Annotated in this window: 15 protein-coding genes; 6 read left to right on the plus strand and 9 right to left on the minus strand. The window is 74.2% G+C overall.

The features are described from left to right. Positions 1-189 (plus strand): hypothetical protein (locus ABEA15_RS18350; protein WP_345557820.1); only part of this gene is annotated, 189 nt, incomplete at its 5' end. A 977-nt stretch (positions 190-1,166) separates the two neighbouring features. Here the strand turns inward: ABEA15_RS18350 and ABEA15_RS18355 are convergent. From ABEA15_RS18355 to ABEA15_RS18370, 4 genes are all read right to left on the minus strand, one after another. Next, positions 1,167-1,652 (minus strand): hypothetical protein, encoded by a 486-nt coding sequence (locus tag ABEA15_RS18355; protein ID WP_345557822.1) that lies wholly within the window; start codon positions 1,650-1,652, stop codon positions 1,167-1,169. A gap of 350 nt (positions 1,653-2,002) precedes the next feature. Further along, entirely contained in the window at positions 2,003-3,316 is a 1,314-nt protein-coding gene (locus ABEA15_RS18360; RefSeq protein WP_345557824.1) for an SGNH/GDSL hydrolase family protein, read from the minus strand. Positions 3,317-3,320: 4 nt separating this feature from the next. Beyond that, positions 3,321-4,067 carry a polysaccharide deacetylase family protein gene (locus tag ABEA15_RS18365; protein ID WP_345557826.1) on the minus strand — a complete coding sequence of 249 codons (747 nt, stop codon included), beginning with the start codon at positions 4,065-4,067 and terminating at the stop codon, positions 3,321-3,323. Between the two features lie 145 nt (positions 4,068-4,212). Beyond that, complete coding sequence (locus tag ABEA15_RS18370) at positions 4,213-5,244, minus strand: LacI family DNA-binding transcriptional regulator (protein WP_344144188.1); 1,032 nt, start codon at positions 5,242-5,244, stop codon at positions 4,213-4,215. A gap of 207 nt (positions 5,245-5,451) precedes the next feature. Between ABEA15_RS18370 and ABEA15_RS18375 the strand changes: the two genes are divergently transcribed. Next, a complete protein-coding gene (locus ABEA15_RS18375) occupies positions 5,452-6,624 on the plus strand; it encodes an endo-1,4-beta-xylanase (RefSeq protein WP_344144185.1) in 1,173 nt (390 codons plus the stop codon). 138 nt (positions 6,625-6,762) lie between these two features. Here ABEA15_RS18375 and ABEA15_RS18380 read toward each other — a convergent pair whose 3' ends face one another. After that, positions 6,763-7,605 carry an SAM-dependent methyltransferase gene (locus tag ABEA15_RS18380; protein WP_344144183.1) on the minus strand — a complete coding sequence of 281 codons (843 nt, stop codon included), beginning with the start codon at positions 7,603-7,605 and terminating at the stop codon, positions 6,763-6,765. 224 nt (positions 7,606-7,829) lie between these two features. Between ABEA15_RS18380 and ABEA15_RS18385 the strand changes: the two genes are divergently transcribed. Further along, positions 7,830-8,243, plus strand: a complete 414-nt coding sequence (locus tag ABEA15_RS18385; RefSeq protein WP_345557829.1) for an Mth938-like domain-containing protein — start codon at positions 7,830-7,832, stop codon at positions 8,241-8,243. Positions 8,244-8,270: 27 nt separating this feature from the next. On the opposite strand, the gene ABEA15_RS18390 is transcribed toward ABEA15_RS18385, so the two are convergent. From ABEA15_RS18390 to ABEA15_RS18400, 3 genes are read right to left on the minus strand one after another with little or no spacing between them, the layout of a single operon-like run. Beyond that, positions 8,271-9,053 carry a helical backbone metal receptor gene (locus tag ABEA15_RS18390; RefSeq protein WP_345557831.1) on the minus strand — a complete coding sequence of 261 codons (783 nt, stop codon included), beginning with the start codon at positions 9,051-9,053 and terminating at the stop codon, positions 8,271-8,273. Continuing rightward, a complete protein-coding gene (locus tag ABEA15_RS18395) occupies positions 9,050-10,315 on the minus strand; it encodes an RNA polymerase sigma factor (protein ID WP_345557833.1) in 1,266 nt (421 codons plus the stop codon). The genes ABEA15_RS18390 and ABEA15_RS18395 overlap by 4 nt, the downstream gene beginning before the upstream one ends. Before the next feature lie 45 nt (positions 10,316-10,360). Further along, a complete protein-coding gene (locus tag ABEA15_RS18400; protein WP_345557835.1) occupies positions 10,361-10,720 on the minus strand; it encodes a YciI family protein in 360 nt (119 codons plus the stop codon). 51 nt (positions 10,721-10,771) lie between these two features. Between ABEA15_RS18400 and ABEA15_RS18405 the strand changes: the two genes are divergently transcribed. The 3 genes from ABEA15_RS18405 to ABEA15_RS18415 all read left to right on the plus strand — a co-directional run bounded on the left by ABEA15_RS18405 (position 10,772) and on the right by ABEA15_RS18415 (position 14,590). After that, positions 10,772-11,971: an NsdA family TPR-like regulatory protein gene (locus tag ABEA15_RS18405; protein ID WP_486387886.1), complete on the plus strand. Its 1,200-nt coding sequence runs from the start codon at positions 10,772-10,774 to the stop codon at positions 11,969-11,971. A 247-nt stretch (positions 11,972-12,218) separates the two neighbouring features. After that, on the plus strand, positions 12,219-13,574 hold the full coding sequence (locus tag ABEA15_RS18410) for an MFS transporter (protein WP_345557839.1): 1,356 nt from the start codon (positions 12,219-12,221) through the stop codon (positions 13,572-13,574). A 593-nt stretch (positions 13,575-14,167) separates the two neighbouring features. Further along, entirely contained in the window at positions 14,168-14,590 is a 423-nt protein-coding gene (locus ABEA15_RS18415) for a winged helix-turn-helix transcriptional regulator (RefSeq protein ID WP_344144167.1), read from the plus strand. Positions 14,591-15,100: 510 nt separating this feature from the next. On the opposite strand, the gene ABEA15_RS18420 is transcribed toward ABEA15_RS18415, so the two are convergent. Beyond that, positions 15,101-16,198: an Ldh family oxidoreductase gene (locus ABEA15_RS18420; protein ID WP_344144165.1), complete on the minus strand. Its 1,098-nt coding sequence runs from the start codon at positions 16,196-16,198 to the stop codon at positions 15,101-15,103. Positions 16,199-16,440 lie beyond the last annotated feature (242 nt).

Below are 16,440 nucleotides of genomic sequence, written 5' to 3' on the forward strand. Positions count from 1 at the left end.
GACCCGGTGCCCGCCGGATTCGCGCCCGACGAGGGCAGCGAGGACCCCGGATGGTTACGCCCGAGCCCATCGGAACCGGTGCCCGCCGGTGACCCAAGCAACGAGGCAGCAACGACGCCCGATGGCGCGCTGCGGTCCATGGCCGAATACACGAAGGCCCGGCGGAAAATCCTTCGGCACGGACTTTAGTATGTGCATTTCAGACCGAAAAGAGAAATGCCCGATTTAATTTAACTCCACGCGGGCGATCGGCGAGTCAGGAGAATGCGCATCGTCGACAAACCGGGCATTCCGTCCTGGAATCCGGCTCAAGAGGCCGACGAGACCGCCCTAATGCATGCGAAGCCGCTCTGGCACGCCACTGCACCGCTCAATGCGAGGTGATTGGTGTACTAATGTCCGGATTGCGCCCCGACAAGGTGGCTCACAGCGGCCTCGGCGGCGACGAAACCCGCCTGATGCACCTCTCAAGGGCCTTTGGGCGCTGGTTTCGGCACTCTCGCCGCCACATGGACGCAGCTCGCTGTGACCTAAAGGTACAAACCAGGCAAATCGACCCGATATTTTTCGCATCATGGAAATCCTATGAGCCAGGGATGCCGGACTGCCGATCGCGCTACACACATACCGTTGCCGGTTGGAATCGAAATCCAATATGCCCAGAATGCGAGGTTCTTACAGAAAACCTGAGCGGAACGGTGGCACACGTACCCGCATTCCCGGACCATCCGCCGCCCTCGCTGCCCCGCCGGATGGGCCACCGGCGGGCACCGGGTCCGATGGGCAAGTGCCCCACCACCCACCGCCCTCACTGCTCCGCCGCTCCCGCAACCGGCGAGCACCCGAACCGATGGGCTCCCGCTCAGCCCCACGCTCCCTTCGCCGCCCGCCGCCCGCGCAACCCGAAGACCACAAGCACGGTGACCGCAACCCCCACCACCCACCGCCCTCGCTGCCCCGCCGCTCCCGCAACCGGCGAGCACCCGAACCGATCGGCTCGCGCTCAACCCCACGCCGCCCTCGATGCCCCGCCGGATGGGCCACCGGCGAGCACCCGAACCGATCAACGCAGGCTGCACCACCCGCTTCCCTCACCACCCCACCGCCCGCGCGACCGGCGGGCGGCACCGGCTGGCGACCCGGCTCAGGGCGCATCAGCGGGCGCGTCAGCGGAGGCGGGCCGTGCCGTGGGGAAGCAAGCGGACAAGGAAGGCCGCGTAGGCCGCCAGCGAGACCAGCGCATAGGCGAACGGTCCGCCGAACACCGAGGACGGCGTCACCGGAACCCCGGTCACAAAACCCACCAGGCTCAGCGCGACGAGCACCCCCATCAGCGCCGTGTGGGCCCACACCAGGCCGAGCAGCAGACCTCGCGGGAGCGCCGTCCTCTCGAACGCCAGCGCGAGCGTCGCCAGCGCGGAGCCGACCACGACCAGCGGGGGCAGGAGGACCCAGGCGAGCGCACCCGAGCCCGCCGACCCTCCGCTCACAGCGGCTGCGTCGTCGCCGGCGCCGGCGATGACGAGGTGCGCGGCGGCGAGCAGCCCCGCGGAAGCCGCTGCCGTACCGCCCAGGACCCGGACGCCCCGCCTCGCACTCCCGGTTTGGAAAGCTCCGCCTCTCGCCGCGATCCGCGACCCGTCGTTGCCCACGGCTGCCCTCCCTGGCTGCTCTCTCCCGAAACGTCGGTGTCAACGCAACCAGGTCGGGACGGCCGCCGCCTCCCGCGCCAGAGCGAGATGCGTCCGCCGCCCGGGGGTTTCGGGGTTCCCGGGGCGCCTCCGACGGCTGCGGCGCGGGGGCCGCCCCGCCCCCCTCACTGCACCGGCACACCAGTGAACACGGTGCTCCCGGCCCGGCCCGGGGTCGACGCTGGTCACGCCGTCGTGGGCAACACGAACGCGCGGCGCTGGAGGGCGCACCACGGCACCCCGCCACGCGCCCGCGCGGGACCCGCCTCCGCCCCGGCCGCTCCGTGTACGGCCGGGGCGGAGGGCCTCGCCTACCGCGCCCGGCCCGGGCGCAGCAGCCCGGAAGGCACGGCGTCGGCCATGGCTGCCATGCCCGCGTCGTTGGGGTGCAGATGGTCGCCGCTGTCGTAGTCGGGGTTCAGCCGCAGTGGGTCGTCCGGGTCGCGCATCGCCTTCGCGAAGTCGATGACCGCGTCGTACTCCCCGCTCGTGCGGATCCACTCGTTGACGGCCTGCCGCTTGGCCTCGTTCTCCTCGCTGTGGAAGCCGAGCGTGTCGCCCTTGAACGGCAGGATCGTGCCGCCGTAGACCTTCAGCCCGGCAGCGTGGGACCGGGCGACGATCTGCCGGTGCGCGCCGATGATCTCCTCGGCTGTGACGGTCTCCGACATCGGCGCCGCGGTTCCCGGATGGCCCAGGTCGTTCACGCCGAGCAGGACGATCACGTGCCCGACCCCCGGGTGCGCCAGCACGTCGCGGTCGAAACGACGCAGGGCGCTCTGCCCGAAGAACGCCGCGTAGCCCTCGGCTTCGCTGCCCTCGGGCGGGTTGGGGTCGTGCAGCAGCCGGTTGCCCGCGATGCCCGAGTTCAGCATTCCCGTGCGCCCGCCCAGCCGCTCGGCGAGCAGGTCGGGCCAGCGGTTGTTCGCGCCGACGGTGGTCTCGGAGCCGTCGGTGATGGAGTCGCCGAGCGCGACCACCGCATCCGTGTGCCCGCGGGCGCGCACGCTGACACCGGAGAGGAAGTGCCACTGCGTCATGGTCCCGGTCGGCGTGATCGAGGGCTTCGCGGTCACGTTGCCCGCGGCGACCTCGTTCTCCTGGAACGAGAACCCGTGCAGGGTGGTCACCGGCGTGCGCTCGGGCAGGTGGATGCTGACCACCAGGTCCGAGCGCGGAGCAAGGCGGAGCTTCACCGGGTCGCTCAGCAGCGGCGCGCCCGCCGGTACCGACACCGACGTGCGGCCGCCGAAGGTGACCGCGCGGTCGGTTCCGGGGTCGGTGTCGGTGCCCGACGAACCGGCGCGCAGCGCCACGCGCACCTCGCCGATGCGCAGCGGCGTCTCGCCGAACTCGTTGGTCAGCCGCAGCCGGAGCCGGTCGCCGCCGACGCTGGTGTGCACGACCTGGCGGACGGTCTCGTCCTCCAGGACAGGCGTGGCCGACTCGGGGGTCGCGGTGGGCACGGCCGCCCAGGTGCCCACCCAGCCGCGGTGGCCGCCGGGGTGGTGCCGGGGCTCGGCGCCGACGGCCGCGGCCCCGGCACCGATCAGCAGCAGCGCGCCCGCCGCGACGGCGCCGATGCGCCGGGCTCGGAGGCGCGCCGGAGTGTCCTGCCGGCGCACGGGGCTATCCCCGGTTCGCCGGGAGGACGAACCGCCAGCCCTGGGACTGCAGGTCTGGGACGACGCGGTCGACGGCCTCGACCGTCTGGCTGCGGTCGCCGCCGCCGTCGTGCAGGAGCACGACCGACTGGGACGTGATGCCCCGCCGCAGCCGCTCCGCCAGCACGTCGGCGCCGGGCGGGTTCCAGTCCTCGACGGCCAGGCTCCAGCCCAGCGGCTGCATCCCCATGTCCGCCGCCACCTGCGGGCTCTGGCCCCAGGAACCGTAGGGCGCGCGGAAATAGGGGATGTCGGCCGAGGGCACGGCGTCGTGGATCGCCTGGTTCGTCGCCTCGAGGTCGGCGGCGATGCGGCTCCTGGACCAGGAGCTCAGGTCGGCGTGGCGCATCGAGTGGTTGCACAGCGTGTGGCCTTCATCGGCGATCTGCCGGACGAGGCCGGGGTGCTGCTGCACGTGTTCGCCCCACAGGCAGAACACGGCCTTGACGTCGTGCCGGCGCAGCACGTCGAGCAGTTGAGGCGTCTCGCCCGGGTTGGGGCCGTCGTCGAAGGTGAGGGCGACCGACTGGCCGGGCACCCCCGTCTGGGTGACGACCTCCGGCGTGGCGGTGCCCTCGGTGCGCGCGGCGGGGTGATAGCGATAGTCCTGTGGCACCGCGTGCGCCGGCGCGGCGGCGGCGAAGACGGTGAGGCCGATCGTCAGCAGGGTCGCGACGACGCGGCCCCGCTTGGGGGATGTTCCGTCACTCACGCGAGACTCCTCGAGCGTTGTGTTCCGGAATTTTCCGGAAGATAACCGCAACATAAAGAGCGGAGTGCGGGATGTCAACGCCCCACGGCCCGAACCGCCGCAGCCGGTCGCGGATGAAGATCCGCTCCTCTCTCCCCTCCTCTCCTCACTCCGCCGGCGCGCCCGGCACGGCGGCGGTGCTGTCGCGCACGACGAGCTCGGTGGCCAGCTCCACACGCGGGCTCTCGATGGACTCGCCGCTCACCAGCCGGTGCACCGTGCGCACGGCGAGCCGGCCCATCTCGGCCAGCGGCTGGCGCACCGTGGTCAGCGGAGGCGAGGCCCAGCGCGCCTCGGGGAGGTCGTCGAAGCCGATCACGCTGACGTCGGCGGGCACGCGCAGGCCGCGCCGGCGCAGCGCCTCGTAGACCCCGAGCGTCATCTGGTCGCTGGCGGAGAACACCGCGGTCGGGGGCTCGGCCAGGCCGAACAGGTGCTCGCCTGCGCGGAACCCCGACTCGTAGTCGAACTCGCCCGGCACGACCAGGTCGTCGTCGACGTCCAGCCCGGCGGTCTCCAGCCCCGCCCGGTAGCCGTCGAGGCGGGCGCGGCTGCACCACAGCTCGGGCCGGCCGGCCACGAACGCGATGCGCCGGTGCCCCAGGCTGATCAGGTAGTCGGTGGCGCTGAGGCCGCCCGCCCAGTTGGTGGCGCCGATCGTGGGCACCGCGAGATCGGGCACGCCCACCGGGTCGATGACCACCGACGGCATGTGCAGGTCCTCCAGCTCCGCGCGCAGCGAGGAGTCCAGGTCGGTGGTGACGAGGATGGCGCCGTCGCTGGTGCGCGAGCGGACGTTCTGCAGCCACTGGCGGGTGGAGCTGGCGCGGCGGTGGATCGCCGAGACGACGATGCCGCTGCCCACCGCGTGGGCGGCGTCCTCGACACCGCGAATGATCTCGACCGCCCACGGGCTGTCCAGGTCGTTGAAGACCAGGTCCAGCAGCCCGACCATCTCACCCCCGCGGCTGCCCCGGCGGCGGTAGCCGCGGGCACGCAGCAAGGATTCGATGCGCTCGCGGGTGGCGGGCGCTACGTCGCCCCTGCCGTTGAGGACGCGCGAGACGGTCGGCGCGGAGACGCCGGCCTCCTCGGCGATGGCGGAGATCGTCACGGCTGGGGTCGGGGTATCGGCCACTGCTCCTCCTTCGTACCTACCCAGAGTACGGACGTCGCGGGCGGCGGCGCGCGGGCGGGAGGCCCGACCGCGCGGGCGGAGGAGGCGGCGGGGCGCCCGACCCGGGGGATTGACGCCCTGGCCAGGAGCGCTTACTGTCCATCGACGCCGCAAATCGGAATTTTCCGGAAAAGTAGCAAGCGGCAGACCGAATGGGAGATCCCCCAGATGAGACCCATCCGCTTCGCCATCACCGCCCTGGCCGCGGCCGCCCTGACCGTTCCGGCGGCCGTCCCCGCGGCCTCCGCCGACACCGCCGAGCGCCACTGGCCTCCCCACCACTCCCACGGCAAGGCCGAGCGGCTGCGCTGGGCCGCACCCCACGGGTTCCACATCGGTACCGCGGTCGCCGGAGGCGGCCACCACCTCGAACAGGACTACCCGGACCCCTTCACCTCGGACCGCCGCTACCGCAGGACGCTGGCGCGCCAGTTCGACTCGGTCTCGCCCGAGAACCAGATGAAGTGGGAGTACATCCACCCCGAGCGCGACGAGTACGACTTCGAGATGGCGGACCGCATCGTCCGCTTCGCCGGGCGCCACGGCCAGGTCGTGCGCGGCCACACCCTGCTCTGGCACAGCCAGAACCCCGCGTGGCTGGAGGAGGGCGACTTCTCCGACGCCGAGCTGCGGTCCATCCTGCGCGACCACATCACCACCGTCGTCGGCCGCTACAGGGGCCGCATCCAGCAGTGGGACGTCGCCAACGAGATCTTCGACTCCGAGGGCAACCTGCGGACCGAGGAGAACATCTGGCTGCGCGAGCTGGGCCCGGGTGTCATCGCCGACGCGTTCCGCTGGGCGCACCGCGCCGACCCGCACGCCGAGCTGTACCTCAACGACTACGGCGTCGAGAGCGTCAACGCCAAGAGCGACGCCTACTACGAGCTGTCCCGAGAGCTGCTCGCCGACGGAGTCCCGCTGCACGGCTTCTCCGCCCAAGCGCACCTCAGCCTCGACTACCCGTTCCCCGGCGGCCTGGAGGAGAACCTGCGCCGCTTCGACGAGCTGGGCCTGGGCACCGCCATCACCGAGATCGACGTGCGCATGACCCTGCCGGAGAGCGGCGAGCCCACCGCGGAGCAGCTGGACACCCAGGCCGACTACTACCGGCAGGCACTGTCGGCCTGCCTGGACGTGGAGGGCTGCGACTCCTTCACGATCTGGGGCTTCACCGACAAGTACTCCTGGGTGCCGGTGTTCTTCGAGGGCCAGGGCGCGGCCACGGTCATGACCGAGGACTTCACCCGCAAGAAGTCCTTCTTCGCGGTGTACGACACGCTCAAGGACGAGAAGCGGTGGTGGCCGGGTCGGCCCGGCCACGGCAGAGGCGGGCACTAGTGCGCACATGACGGGCTCGTCCGCCGCGGGCGGCGCACGCGGGTGCGCCGCCCGCGTCCGCCGGGAGGGCCGGCCGGCGCCCGGGCGCTGCGGCGGAACCGGCCGCGGCGCCCGGCCTTCGTCGTGGGTGCTTCGCCCTCAGGGCTTGATCGCGACCCCGGCGTGCTCCCAGATGCGCTTGTCCTCGCCGGGGATGTCGACCGGGGCGGTGCCCGGCTTGCGCCAGGTGTCGCAGTCGACCAGGCGCGCCGGCTCCGCACCGTCCACGGACGGCGAGACGAGCTCCAGGCCGGCGACCGCGGCCTCGCACTCCCGGGGGCTGCGCACCCGGCCCCACGGCGCCCCCGAGGCGTGGACTCGCTCGGTGAAGAGCCGGCCGTGCTCGGCGATGTCGGAGCACAGGTGCGAGTACACCAGCGCCGATCCCGACGGGAAGGGCTCCAGGTAGCGCCGCACGAGGTCGAAGGGGTCGTCCTCGTCGGGGATGCAGTGCAGCAGCGACACCAGCATCAGGCACACCGGCTCGTCGAAGTTGAGGAGGCGGCGCGCGCCCGGGTCGCCGAGGACCTGGTCGACGTCGCGCAGGTCGGCGGTGATCACCGTGGTCGTCTCGTTCTCCACCATCAGCGCGCGCGCGTGGGCGAGCACCATCGGGTCGATGTCGACGTAGACGACGCGGTTCTCCGGAGAGTTGCGCTGGGCGACCTGGTGGGTGTTCTCGACGGTGGGCAGCCCGGAGCCGAGGTCGAGGAACTGGCCGATGCCCAGTTCGCCGGCCGCGTACTCGACACCGCGCGAGAGGAACCCGCGGTTCTCGATCGCGAGTACGGTCATGCCGGGGTTGAGCTCCTCCACCGCGGCGGCGAGCTCGCGGTCGGGGGCGAAGTTGTCCTTGCCGCCCAGCAGGGCGTCGTAGGCCCGGGCGATGGTCGGCTTCGACATGTCCAGATCTGTCGGGGGAAACCTGAGGGCATCGCTCATCGGAATTCTGCTCTTTCACTGTCGGGGGGCGGGGAACAGCCGGACTCGACGGCGCGTCAGCCTTGTCTGAGGGAAACTGTACGGGTCCGCTCCCGCGCATAGGTCGACTTCCGCGAACATAATCCGCCGGATCCGCGGGCGCCCCGCAGGCGGCGGCGCGGAATCGCCGGACACCGACGGCGGCGGGGTTCCGGGAGCCGAGCGGACGGAGGGAGTGAGTGCAGATGGCGGATACACCGACCGCTTCGCCGCGGGTGCTGTCGCTGTCGTGGGGCCGCATGGAGGTCGCCCGCGCCGGCTCGGCGGAGGGCCGCGGCGGCCCCTCGCCGACGACCGTGGGCAAGGACTTCAAGCTCTACCCCGGCGGCGGCCGCGCCTGGGACTGGAACGAGACCGGCACCGCCCACCACCCGGGCATCCAGCCCGCCGACGTCGAGGAGCTCCTGGACCGCGGCGCCGCGGCGGTGGTCCTCTCGCGCGGCATGCACGGCCGCCTGGAGGTCGACCCGCGCACCCTCGACCTGCTGCGCTCGCGCTCGGTCGAGATGCACACCGCCGAGACCACCGAGGCCGTCCGCATCTACAACCGCCTCGCCGCGACCGTGCCGGTCGGCGGGCTCTTCCACTCGACCTGCTGAGCGGGGCGCGGAGCCCGGGAGGTACGGCTATCGCGGGGTGCGCAGGCGGCCCGGCAGCGCGGTGCGGGCGGTGACGAGGGACGGGCCGTACCAGGTGAGCAGGCGGCCTTCGACGAGGGCGGCGGGCGTCGTTGGAAAGGCGTCGGGGCCGTCGGAGGCGGTGAAGGGGTAGGGCTCGTCGGGCAGGACCACGAGGTCGAGGCCGGCGCGGTCCAGCTCGGCGGGGTCGACGCGGGGGTAGCGGCCGGGGTCGCGGGCGAGGACGTTCTCCAGGCCGAGGCGGGCGAGCAGGTCGCCGGCGAAGGTCGCCGAGCCCACCGCCATCCACGGGTCGCGCCAGACCGGCACCGCGACCCGGGCGTGCGGACGCGGCGGCGGTCCGTCCCAGAGGTCCTGCGCGCTGCGCAGCCAGTCGGGCGCCGGGCGGTCCAGGGCCAGGGTGAACAGCCGCTCAAGGGAGGCCAGCGCCTGGGGGACGGACTCGACCACGGTCACCCATACCGGGATACCGGCCGCACGCAGCCGGCGCACGTCCAGCTCGCGGTTCTCCTCCTTGTTGGCCACCACCAGGCCGGGCTCCAGCGCCGCGATCGCGCGGCGGTCCGGGTTCTTCGTGCCGCGCACCCGCGCGACCCCGAGCTCCGGCGGGTGCGTGCACCACTGCGTCGCGCCCGCCAACACGTCAGGCGCACCGGCCGCGAGCGCCTCGGTGAGCGAGGGCACGAGCGAGACGACCCGCCGCGGGGGGCGCGCGAGCACCACCGCCGCGCCGGTGTCGTCGTGGAGCACCCGCCCCGCGGCGCCGGTCACGCGGGCCGCTCCCCCGCCGGAGGGCCTCCGGCCGCTTCGGCTCGGGCTGCGCGCTCCAGCAGGAGGGCGCGCTCGCGTTCGTTGGCGGTCAGCGACGCCGCCCGCGCGAACTCGGCGCCGGCCTCCTCCGTCCGGCCCAACGCGTGCAGCAGGTCCGCGCGGACGCTGGGCAGCAGGTGGTAGTCGCGCAGGGCGGGCACGTCGGCCAGCTCCTCCACGAGGGCCAGGCCCGCCTCCGGACCGCGGGCCCGGGACACCGCGACCGCCCGGTTCAGCGCGACCACCGGAGAGGGCCGCACCTCCAGCAGCCGCCCGTAGAGCGAGGCGATCGCCGCCCAGTCGGTGTCCGCGTAGGACGCCGCGCCGGCGTGGCAGGCGGCGATCGCGGCCTGGAGCGCGTAGGACCCCGTCCCGGCGCGCCGCAGCGACTCGAAGCCGCGGCTGATCAGCAGCCGGTCCCACTTGGCGCGGTTCTGGTCGGCCAGCAGCACCGGCGCGCCGTCGGGGGCGGTGCGGGCCGCGGTGCGGGAGGCCTGGAACTCCAGGAGCGCCGCCAGCCCGTGCACCTCGGGCTCATCGGGCACCAGTCCGGCCAGCACCCGGGCCAGGCGCAGCGCGTCCTCGCAGAGTCCCGGGCGCACGAGGTCGTCTCCGGCCGTCGCCGAGTAGCCTTCGTTGAACACGAGGTAGACCACCTCCAGCACCGAGTCCAGCCGCTCGGCGCGCTCGGCGCGGCAGGGGACCTCGAAGGGGACCCCGGCCGCTGCCAGTGTGCGCTTGGCGCGCACGATGCGCTGGGCGACGGTCGGCTCGGCGGCCAGGAAGGCGCGGGCGATCTCGCGTGTGGTCAGCCCGCCCAGCAGCCGCAGGGTGAGCGCGACCCGCGCCTCGGCGGAGAGCACGGGGTGGCAGGCGGTGAAGATCAGCCGCAGCAGGTCGTCGTCGATGCCGTCGGCGTCGGGCGGCTCGGCGGGAGGGCGGTCCTCCAGCGCCCGGCCGACCTCGGCCAGCTTGCGGGCGTAGGTCTGCCTGCGGCGGACCAGGTCGACGGCGCGGTGCTTGGCGGTGGCCGTCAGCCAGGCGCCCGGCTTGTCCGGGACACCCGATTCCGGCCACTGCTCCAGCGCGGCGACCACGGCGTCCTGCGCGATCTCCTCGGCGATGCCGACGTCGCGCACGATGCGCGCGACGCCGGCGATGATCCGCGCGGACTCGATGCGGAAGACCGTCTCGACCGCTTCGGCCGTGCTCACCGTGCTCATGCCGCCATCTCAGCAGGGGCGGATGCGCGCGGCAAGCACGTGCGCTCAGCCCTCGGAGATCTCGCGGACCTCGACCGTGGTGCCGGGCTCGTACCGGCCCTGCACCTCGAGGAAGCGCCGGGTCCACTCCAGGGCCTCGGCCTTGTCCTTGGCCTGGATGACGGTGTAGCCGCCGACGACCTCCTTGCTCTCGGTGAAGGGGCCGTCGGTGTACTCGGCCCGCCCGTCGACCCAGGCGACCCGGGTCCCCTCGGACGTCGGCGCGAGCTCGGCCATGTCCAGCACGACGCCCGCCTTGGTGATCTCCTCGTACAGCTCGGCCATGCGCTGCTGCAGCTCGGGAGCGGGCGGCTCGGCGGGGCGGTTCCGCTCGTCGTGGCGGCTGATCGACAGAAAGCGCGGCATGGTCTGCTCCCCGGTTCTCGTTCGGCGGGGACTCTCCCCGCCCCTCACCCTGTGCGTCGAACGGCCGCCCGCCGGATCGACACCCCAGCCGAGCTTTTTTCCGAGGATGTGCCCCGCCGTTCCGGCGCGGCCGCGCTCGGGGCGCCGCGCGATCCGCACGGCTCCGGCCGTGGTCCCGCTGCTTCCGCGGCGGAGGCCGCCGGTGCGGCGGTGACCCGGCCGCCTACTCTGGGGAGGCAACGGCCGCCACCCCGGGAGCCCCGCCTTATGGCCGACGACTTCGCCATCCCCGTCCGCCGCGCGACGCACGAGCGCGGCCGGTCCCCCCGAGGCCTCGCCCGCCACGTGCGCGAGATGGAGCACACGCGGGCGACCGTCGACCGCCTCGTCGCTCAGGAGAGCCGCCATGGAGGGGAGGCGACCGCTCCCGCCGCCGTGCGCCTCTGGCGCGGTGCGTACCACCGGTTGGCCTCCGGCGCCGTCCGCGAGCCGTACCGGCGGGACCACCTGGCCTCGGCGGCCGAGGCGGCCGAACTCGCGGGGTGGCTGCTGTTCGACGCCGGCGAGCAGGGCGACGCACGCAGGGCGACGCTGGAGGCCCGCGTCCTCGCGCGCCACGCCGGCGACCGCTCCATGGAGCACTTCGCGCTGACGAACCTGGCGCTGCTGGAGGCGGAGGCCGGCCGCCCCGGGGAGTCGCTCGGCATCGCGGACGAACTGCTGAGCCGGTCCGGAATCCCGCCTCGCGTAGCACTGCTGGCACGCATCCGCCGGGGAAGGGCACTCGCCCGGATGGGCGACGGCCGGGGCGCCGCGACCGAGCTCGGCCGTGCGCGTTCGGCTCTGAGCGACTCGCTCACGAGCCGGGATCCGGCGTGGACGTGGTGGGTCGACGACGGCGAGCTGAGCGGGCACGAGGGCGAAGCGCTGCTCGCCCTGGACAACCCCGGCGCGGCCCTGCCGAAGCTCGAACACGCGGCGGCGGCCGCCGCCGCGCAGCACCCGGACGGCAGGGCGGCTCTCCACCATCAGGTGTCCCTGCTGCGGGCGTACACGGCGGCTGGGGCATGGCGGGAGTGCGAACCGCTCCTGGCGGCCCTCCCGCCGAAGGCGGCGTCGGCCGGCTCGGGCCGCAACCGCCGCCGTCTCCGGGGAGCGCTCCGCGCCGTACTGCGGGAGCCGGACGCGCCGGGGTGGCTGGCGGCGCTGGCGCGGGACGCCGCCGAGGCTCCCGCGCCGTCCGCCGGGTAAGCCCCGCCGATCGCGCACCGCGACCATCGCAGGCCCGCTCTGGGGCGGCCCCTCTCGGCCGTCTCGCGACGAGACGCGGCGGCGCGGTCGGCTCCTCGCGCTCGGCCGCATCGACACCCGCGAGCCCCGGGTGCGGCGGTTCCGCCGGTCCGCACAGCGGACTTTCACCGGCCTCGACCGCCTCGCCGGCGTCGGCACCGGCGCTCTTGTTGTCGGGGAGTCCGATGGCGGATAATCGGCGCTCGTCGTGTTCAACAGGAGAAGGTCCCGCCCGCAGAAAGGCGGCGCAGCTCCCGCCGCGCGGGGCGCGCCGGGCGGCCGCGGAGGCGGCGCAGTCGCTCTGGGGCGGGACTTCCGCCGGTTCTGGACCGGCGCACTCTCCAGCAACCTCGCCGACGGCGTCATGCTCACGGCGCTGCCGCTGGCGGCGGCGACGCTGACCGACGACCCGCTCCAGATCTCCGGGCTGGCGATCGCGCGGTTCCTGCCGTGGCTTCTGTTCGGGTTGTTCGCGGGCGTCGTCGTGGACCGCGTGGACCGCGTGCGGCTGATGGCCGCGGCCAACACGGTGCGGTGCTGCGCGCTCGCGCTGCTGGCCGTCCTGGTCGGCGCGGGTCAGGCCACCGTCTGGTGGCTGTACGCCGTCATGTTCGCCGCGATGCTCTGCGAGGTGTTCTACGACCTCTCGGGGCGGGCCGCGCTGCCGGAGGTGGTGCCCGCCGGGACGCTGGACCGGGCCAACGGCCGGCTGCAGGGCGGCAAGCTCGTCGCCGAGCATTTCGCCGGAGCCTCCCTGGCCGGACTGCTCTTCGCCGTCGCGGCGGCGCTGCCGCTGGCCCTCAACGCGGGCGCCTACCTGGTCGGCGCGCTCGTGCTGCTGGGCCTGCCGGCGGCGGTGCGCCGCCCGGCAGAGCCGGAGGTGCCCGCACGCTCCGGCGCCGGCCTCCGTTCGGTCGCCGGCGATTTGGGAGCGGGACTGGGCGCGGTGTTCGGCAGGCGCGGGTTCCGCAGCGTCGCGCTGCTGCTCGCGCTGGTGAACGCGGCGATGACGGCCCAGTCGGTCGTCCTCGTCCTGCTGGTCCAGGACCGCTTCGGTGTCCCCGAGGCCTTCTACGGCCTCTTCCTGTCGTCCGCGGCGGCGGGCGGCGTGCTCGGTGCCGCTTCCACCGGCGGACTGGTCCGCCGCCTGGGGAGGTTCGCCACCTGCGTGCTGGCCTTCGGTGCGCTGGGAGCGCTCTCGGCGACGTTCGCGCTCTCCCCCGGCGCCGTGACCGCCGGGCTGGCGTGGTGCGCTCTCGCGTTCGCCGCGGCCGTGGTCAACGTGGTCGCGGCGGGGATCTGGCAACTGGTCGTCCCGGGCGCCCTGCTGGGACGCGCGCTGTCCTGCATCCAGACGGTCGGGCAGGGCGCGGCACCGCTGGGCGCCGTTCTGGGCGGGCTGCTGGGTCGCGTCGACCTGCGGCTGCCGTCGCTGGCGGCGGGCACCGTGATCGTGCTCGGCACGGCGCTGGCGGCACCGGCGCTGCGCGCGCTCTCGCACGGCGCGGACGCGGCGGAACGCGAGGCGACGGCGGAGCGGGACCGCTTCCGGCCCGGCGCGTGAGAGCGGCGGCCCGCGCTCTCCCGGCGCGCTGCCGGCGCCGCAGCAGCGCATAGATCGACTGACAGTGGCCGTAGCGTTCGGAACGTCGCCCCGGGGGCGCGCCCGATGCGGCTGCGCCATCGGATTCCGTCCGGCGGTTGCCGGCGGCTCCATCTGGCCGGCCTGCCGCGCCCGTTGCTGCGGGCAGCAGCGGGCGCAGGGTGCGCCACTGCTTGGCGCCGAGGTCTTTGCGTCCTCCGATCGGTACCCTGGCCACCGAGGTCTCCGTATACGGGCTGCTTGGTCGTTGTCCCGTTACCGGAGGCCTCGTTTATGTGCGGCTTTGACATGCCGGTCACGCCCGGCACACGCGCCTTCTTGAACAGGGGCCGGTCGGCGGCCGCGGCGCTCTGTCCGGGCGGCGTTTCCGCACCCGCGCGACGGGCGGTGCCGACCCCGGCGGGCCCCAGGGTCCCGGGGCCGCGGGTGGCGCGGGTGCACGGTCAGCGACCCGAATGCGGCCGATGCGGGCGCTCCGCGGGTTCGCGGCGCACGGCCGCGCCGCCGAGCCCGACCCCCTTGCCAGACTCAGGTTAGCTACTTATTTTGAGTATGTGACTATCTCAGCAGTTGCCGGAGACGGCGGCGCCGGAGCCCCGGCCGCCGCGCCCTCCCACATTGCCCACGACCAGGACTGCGACGTCTTCCAGGAGGTGCTGGAGCTCGTCGGGCGCCGCTGGATGGGGGTGATCCTGCTCGCCGGCGCGCGCGGGGCGCAGCGCTTCAGCGAGTACCGCAGGTTCATCGGCGCCATCTCCGACCGGATGCTCTCCCAGCGGCTGAAGGAGCTGGAGTCGCTGGGCCTGCTCGAACGCGAGGTGGTGCCCACCACCCCGGTGCAGATCCTCTACCGGCCCTCGCCGCGCGGCCGGGGCCTGCTGGACGCCCTGGAGCCGCTGGTGACCTGGGGCCACGAGCACCGCGACGACAGCGGCCCGGCGCCCGCGGGCGCCGGGAGCGGCGGCCCGCGGGACTGAGGCGTCCCGCCCGCCGCGTGCGAGCGGCCCGCGGCGGGGGCGGGGCGGCTTCGGCGCAAGCGGGACCGGCCGCGTTCCGGTCCCGCCGCGGCGGGCCTCCCCGAGCCGGGGAAGCCCGTGCCACCGGAGCGCCGCCGCGGCCCGCCGGTCCCTCCGCGCCAGGCGCGTGGGCAGGTGATCGGCCTCCGCGGGCGCCGGCGGCGCCGAGGGGCGCCGCTGTGCGTCGTCGGCGAGGATGCCGCGCCGCATCAGCCCGTCCTTGCGCACCGCGAGCCGGGCGCCCGGCTGCTGCTCGCAGCGAGCCGGGGCCGGTGGGGCATCCGCGGGCCGCCGACGGGACCCGCGTCGACGCGGGCGCCGGATGCTCGCGTCGTCGAGCCCTGTGGATGTGGTCATCGCCCGGTCGGTGGCCCCCGGCCCGCGACCCCGTCCTCGGAGAACAGCTCCTCGCTGCGCCTACCGGCGGCTCTGCCGCGCCCCGTGCTGGGCGCCTTGGGCCCATGGTGGCACCTAAGCGGGGGCGGCACCGTCCAGGACCGCCGTCAGCGCGGGGGCGACGCCCAGCTCCTGCGCGACCGCGCGCAGTTCCGCGCGCACCTCGGCCGACAAAGGGACGCCGTGGGTGCGGCGGTGCGCGGCGCGCTCGGCTTCGGGCTCGCCGGGCAGGTACACGCGCTCGTGGCCTTCGGCCGCCGACAGCGCCGCCACCTCGTCGGCCAGGCGGCCCACCCGCGCGGCGAACTCCTCCTGCGGCAGGAACACGGCCGGGCTCATCGCCAGGAAGAAGTGGCCGAGACCCTGGGGATGCTCGTCGTTGTCGTAGAGCGGGGGGATGTGCGGGCCGTGGTGGGCGCCTGAGAACAGCGCGGACAGCACCTCCACCAGCAGCGCCAGGCCCGACCCCTTGGGCCCGCCCACCGGCAGCACGCTGCCGGCGAGCGCCGCCGCCGGGTCGGTCGTGGGCCGGCCCGCGCCGTCCAGCGCCCACCCCAGCGGGATCTCCTGCCCGTTCTTGCCGGCCAGAATGATCTTGCCCTTGGCGACGTGGCTGGTGGCCATGTCGAAGACGATGTCGGGCCGGCCCTCGGGCGCGGGCACGGCGTAGGAGACCGGGTTGGTGCCGAAGTAGGGGTCCTTGGCGCCCCACGGGGCCATCGCGGCGGGCGCGCTGGTGGTCGCCAGGGCGACGAGCCCCTCGCGGGCGGCCGCGGCGGTGTAGTGCGCGAGCATCCCGCAGTGGTTGGAGTTGCGCACGCTGACCATGCCCACCCCCGTCGCGGCGGCCTTGTCCGCGGCGGTGCGCATGGCGTGCTCGGCGGCGACGATCCCGGGGCCGTTGCCGGCGTCCAGCAGGGCGCTCACCGGTGTCTCGGTCACCACCCGGCGCCGCGGCCGGGCGGTGACCAGGCCGCGGCGGAGCCGGTGGACGTAGACCGCGGTGCGGCTGACCCCGTGGGAGTCGACTCCGCGCAGGTCGGCCTCGACCAGGTGGCGGGCCGTCGCCGCCGCGTCGTCGCCGCTCATCCCGGCGGCGGTGAACACCGCGGCGGCAAGGTCGCGCAGGCCGCCGGGCTCGACGCCCGGGAGGTGCCCGTTGCGGACGGTCATGTGCTGTCCCCGCTTTCATGTGGCGGTGTGGCGATCGTGGGGGTGCGGACGCTCACGCGCGGACCGACTCCCGGTCGGGGATGCGCCGCCGCGGCCTCCGGCCGGCACCGGGGCCGCAGCGATCCCGCCTGCGTGGAATGCGGCACACCTCGGCCGAGGCGCCGTGCTGGACGGAGTCGCGTGCAACGGGGGGTGCTTCTATGGGTTTGTCAAGCCGCCTGGGCCACCGGCGGTTGGTAGAA

Source organism: Streptomonospora halophila (assembly GCF_039542725.1).
Lineage (GTDB): Bacteria > Actinomycetota > Actinomycetes > Streptosporangiales > Streptosporangiaceae > Streptomonospora > Streptomonospora halophila.

What these genes read in the sequence shown, in the direction of transcription:
- ABEA15_RS18375 (WP_344144185.1), top strand. Translation starts at nt 5,452, where the DNA reads ATGAGACCCATCCGCTTCGCCATCACCGCCCTGGCCGCGGCCGCCCTG.
- ABEA15_RS18380 (WP_344144183.1), bottom strand. Translation starts at nt 7,605, where the DNA reads ATGAGCGATGCCCTCAGGTTTCCCCCGACAGATCTGGACATGTCGAAG.
- ABEA15_RS18385 (WP_345557829.1), top strand. Translation starts at nt 7,830, where the DNA reads ATGGCGGATACACCGACCGCTTCGCCGCGGGTGCTGTCGCTGTCGTGG.
- ABEA15_RS18395 (WP_345557833.1), bottom strand. Translation starts at nt 10,315, where the DNA reads ATGAGCACGGTGAGCACGGCCGAAGCGGTCGAGACGGTCTTCCGCATC.
- ABEA15_RS18400 (WP_345557835.1), bottom strand. Translation starts at nt 10,720, where the DNA reads ATGCCGCGCTTTCTGTCGATCAGCCGCCACGACGAGCGGAACCGCCCC.
- ABEA15_RS18420 (WP_344144165.1), bottom strand. Translation starts at nt 16,198, where the DNA reads ATGACCGTCCGCAACGGGCACCTCCCGGGCGTCGAGCCCGGCGGCCTG.